The following is a 3,897-nucleotide window of genomic DNA, read 5'->3' on the forward strand; positions in this document are numbered from 1 at the left end:
TTTTTGTCGGCTCATTGGCTCAAAAACTTTGGTCTTATTGCTTTTATTCTACTAAACTTATTTGGTCTCGCTAACCCTACCCAAATCAAAGATTATGGGTAGCGCTTGGGGGATGGCGAATTTAGTTCGCCATATCCAACCAAGTAAGAGAGGGACTGCGCTCGACATTTCATTCAAAGATTGACCAATATCACCGAATATGTCTACGATGACCGCGATCGCCTCGGAAGTGACATTGCCTCGACGGCCAGAAAAGCAGCGATCGCAGCAAGTGAGATGAAAAAATAGTGACTTCAAGAATGAGACAATTTTTCTGGGTTTGTGGATTCTTCTTCGGGAAAGCGAATAATATCTTCATCCCCTAAAAATTCCCCGTTTTGTACCTCAATCATGACTAAAGGAATCACCCCTGGATTTTCGACGCGATGCTTGGAATTCATGGGAACATAGGTTGATTGCTTTTGCATTAATAGTGTTTCTTGGTCATCACAAATCACCTTTGCCGTTCCCGCAACAACAATCCAATGTTCGCTGCGATGATAGTGCATTTGGGTACTAATATGATGTTTGGGTTTCACTTCAATGCGGTTAATGCGATAGCGAGAACCTTCTTCCAATACCGTCACCATTCCCCAAGGTCGCTGTTCGACTCTAATTCCGGCTTGGATTTCATTTGCCTGTTTATCTGCTGGTTTGTTGCTCATGGTTTTTTCTCCCGATTGTTATTATTTTCTCATTTTTTTTCCTTTGTTGCCCGATCGCGCAAAAATTGTTAAGTTGCTTCTTAAGAAAACTTAGCATTCCCACTAAAACCTGTGAAATCCGAACTCTCTCCTCACCGCGATCGCGCTGTCCCAACTTCCCCGCTACAAACCCTACTGGCTGACATTTTAACGGTCTTCTGGGGAGATTGGTTAGAATTACGGGCAAGAATTGCTCAAGTCGCTGCAACGGGCTTAATCTCCCCGCTTATCTATATTTTCGCCTTTGGGTTGGGCTTGGGAAGCGCCCTCGATCGCGCTACGACTCCTCCCCTAGGAGATAGCTACCTCGAGTTTATTTTACCGGGGATGGTGGCTTTATCTTCCATGACTATTAGTTTCGGCGGCACGACTTTTTCTATTTGTGGCGATCGCCTATTCAGTCAAACTTTTGAAGAGTTACTCTTAATGCCGGTTCATCCCCTCGCATTATATTGGGGAAAAGTTGTTGCGGGAATTTTGCGCGGCTTAATGACTTCCGGTTCTGTGATTTTAGTTGCGGTACTCTTTACGGGCAAGATTTTTAGTTTTATCAATCCCTTATTCCTCTTGATTGTTGTCCTCAATTGTGCCGTTTTTGCCGGGTTAGGAGTCATTACAGGATTAAGCGTTAAATCCTTAGAAAGTGTTGGTTTATATAACAATTTTCTCATTGTTCCCATGTCTTTTTTAGGGGCAACATTTTTCGATCCGGCAACTTTACCTATTGCTTTAAAAATTGTCGTCTATTGCTTACCCTTAACTTATACCAGTATTGCCCTGCGATCGGCTGCTTATGCCCCTATTTCTCAGTTTCCTTGGTATTCGATTCCAGTTTTGCTGGGGGTGGCGATCGCCTTAGCCTTTTGGGGTGCCTATAAGTTTTCTCACCAACAAGATTAGATTTTGCGGCTAGAGGCGATCGCATTACCGTATCCTTATTACCTCCCCAATTTTCCCAATTAAGGTATAATATAGCGAAGAATCATATCGACCTTGGAGAGGTGGCAGAGTGGTTGAATGCGATAGTCTCGAAAACTGTTAAGGTGAAAGCCTTCGAGGGTTCGAATCCCTCCCTCTCCGTTTTAACCGAAACCTTACAGAACAATCGTTCTCTTAGTCCATGTTATGTTGTCTCACAGTTTAAAAAACAGTCAATGAACATTCTCGATTCTAAAGGGCGCTTATTTGGCAAACTCAGCATTCTCGATTTGGGTGCGGCGTTAGTTATTCTTTTAGTCATTATCGGTATCTTTTTTGTCCCTGGAACATCGGGTTCTTTAGCACAGGTTACTTCAACGAAGCCTATCGAAGTCGATGTAGTTGTAAGGGGATTAAGTGTTAAAAATTCTGATGAACTTGTGCAAGAAATGCAAGCAAAGGGTCAAACAAATCTCGTGATTCGCAATCAACCCAGTGGTTCAGTAGAAATTAAAAGTATTGAATTGCTGGAAAGACAAATTATTGTCACTCAACCGGATGGATCTGTAAAAATGATCGCCGATCCGCGCACTATGGCCACTATGGCAGAGTCTTTCAGCACTGATATGCTGATTGTCTTGGCAGGTAAAGCACAAATTACCGATAATGGGGCTGTTTTGGGTAAAAATCAAATTAAAATCGGCACGGCGATCGAGCTTGATGGGCAAAGTTACAACTTTAACGGTAGCGTGATTGGAGTTCGGGTCGTAGATTAGCCCATAACAAAGGGAAAAAAGAGGATCTAGGCATGGAAATTGAGCAAAATGCGCCGCGCATCCTACGATTCAGTCCGACAGGACGAATCGCTTCTCTTGGTGCGCGTTCCCTTGCGTCTTTCGCCGACGCGGGGTCGCACCGCAGTTAGCGGCGCAGGCTGTTTAAGTCGCCCAGGTTCATCTTGGTTCTGAATGTATCGTAGTAAGTAAGGTTTCGATATTCGCTCGCCCGCCAACAGAAATACAGCAATAGGAACGCGACCAAAAATAGGGTTTCCAAAAATAGGGTTTTAAGTGTTCCGCATACTCGGCACGAATGCGACGAGAGGAGACAGACTTCATGTTTTTAATTAAATTAGCGGGTGCAACTGTAGGACAAGTTTCTACAAGCAAGTGAACGTGGTCGGACTCCCCACCAAACTCTACCAGCCTACTATCCCATTTGGTCAGCAAATCTCGAAATATCTCTTCGAGTCGCGTCAGAATGTCAGTAGTGATGCACTTGTGACAATACTTGACTGACAATACAATATGATAAAAAATTCGATAAGCGCTGTGGTTTTTAGTGTTTAGCGTGTTATAATCAAATGACATGAGCAACAATAGCAATATGGCTAACTCGATTGTACGCACAGATCGATGGGAATTACAACCCACACCAGAACAGCGTAAATATTTACAGCTAACCCAAAATATTTATCGTCAATTCGTTCGCGGATTGATTGGTGTTGTCTATACTCATTACTCGGACATCAACAGTGGGTCAAGTTCTTGTGCGGCAACCGAAAAACTCATTCATAAAACCAAAAAGAATCCCAACCCTAAATACTCTTATTTTGACCATAAATTCTATAAGTTTCCCTCTTATTTAAGACGGGCGGCTATCGAATTTGCAATTGGTCAAGTTTCCTCATTCATTACACGATATTCGTCTTGGCAATCAGGACAAAGAAAAAGGAAAGATGCACTGCCACCTAGATTAAACGGAAAAACAAATGTTTACGCCGTTTTGTATAAAGGGCAGTGCATTAAGTTTAATGAGGAGTTGTCCGAGGCAGAAATTAAGGTATTCAATAGTTCAGATTGGATTTGGATAACCGTTAAAATTGTTGCCAAACGAGAGCGACATCTTGACCCTGACAACAAACAATTATCGCCAACATTAATTGTTGATGATAAATTAGTTTGCTTATCTGTTCCATTTAAAGTCAAACCAAAATCTTTAACACCTGCTCCAAAAGTCGTAGCTGTTGATGTTGGTATCAATACTTTAGCGACTGCAACAATTGTCAATTCTGACGGCACTGTGACTGCAAGGGAATTTTTCCATCTAGCAGCCGATATAGACCGTCGCGACAAACGATTGCAGTCAATACGTCATAAAGCAAAACTAACTGTTGGTTCGGGTGGGAAATTACCACCACGATTCTGCCAAAAGACTTACTCGAAGTGTCACCGAA

4 protein-coding genes, 1 tRNA gene and 1 pseudogene are annotated in these 3,897 nt (G+C 42.6%); 4 read left to right on the forward strand and 2 right to left on the reverse strand.

What is annotated here, in order from left to right; translation table 11 throughout:
- Positions 1-293: 293 nt before the first annotated feature.
- Entirely contained in the window at positions 294-704 is a 411-nt protein-coding gene (locus VB714_RS14860) for a phosphomannose isomerase type II C-terminal cupin domain (RefSeq protein WP_323225393.1), read from the reverse strand.
- Between the two features lie 174 nt (positions 705-878).
- Here VB714_RS14860 and VB714_RS14865 point away from each other — a divergent pair, with 174 nt between their 5' ends.
- From VB714_RS14865 to VB714_RS14875, 3 genes are all read left to right on the forward strand, one after another.
- Positions 879-1,643 carry an ABC transporter permease gene (locus VB714_RS14865; protein ID WP_416309692.1) on the forward strand — a complete coding sequence of 255 codons (765 nt, stop codon included), beginning with the start codon at positions 879-881 and terminating at the stop codon, positions 1,641-1,643.
- A gap of 95 nt (positions 1,644-1,738) precedes the next feature.
- Positions 1,739-1,823: transfer RNA gene (locus VB714_RS14870), tRNA-Ser, on the forward strand.
- Positions 1,824-1,897: 74 nt separating this feature from the next.
- Positions 1,898-2,437: a DUF4330 domain-containing protein gene (locus VB714_RS14875; RefSeq protein WP_323225395.1), complete on the forward strand. Its 540-nt coding sequence runs from the start codon at positions 1,898-1,900 to the stop codon at positions 2,435-2,437.
- Positions 2,438-2,614: 177 nt separating this feature from the next.
- Here the strand turns inward: VB714_RS14875 and tnpA are convergent, their stop codons facing one another.
- The gene (gene tnpA, locus VB714_RS14880; protein WP_416309691.1) at positions 2,615-2,962 is read right to left on the reverse strand and encodes an IS200/IS605 family transposase; all 348 of its coding nucleotides are present in this window, start codon (positions 2,960-2,962) and stop codon (positions 2,615-2,617) included.
- Between the two features lie 85 nt (positions 2,963-3,047).
- Here tnpA and VB714_RS14885 point away from each other — a divergent pair.
- A pseudogene (locus VB714_RS14885) lies at positions 3,048-3,897 on the forward strand (IS200/IS605 family accessory protein TnpB-related protein); the annotation flags it as partial.

The organism is Spirulina sp. 06S082, from assembly GCF_034932145.1.
GTDB lineage: Bacteria > Cyanobacteriota > Cyanobacteriia > Cyanobacteriales > Spirulinaceae > CCY15215.

Coding starts and splice junctions, on each gene's coding strand:
- VB714_RS14860 (WP_323225393.1), bottom strand. CDS start 704: ATGAGCAACAAACCAGCAGATAAACAGGCAAATGAAATCCAAGCCGGA.
- VB714_RS14875 (WP_323225395.1), top strand. CDS start 1,898: ATGAACATTCTCGATTCTAAAGGGCGCTTATTTGGCAAACTCAGCATT.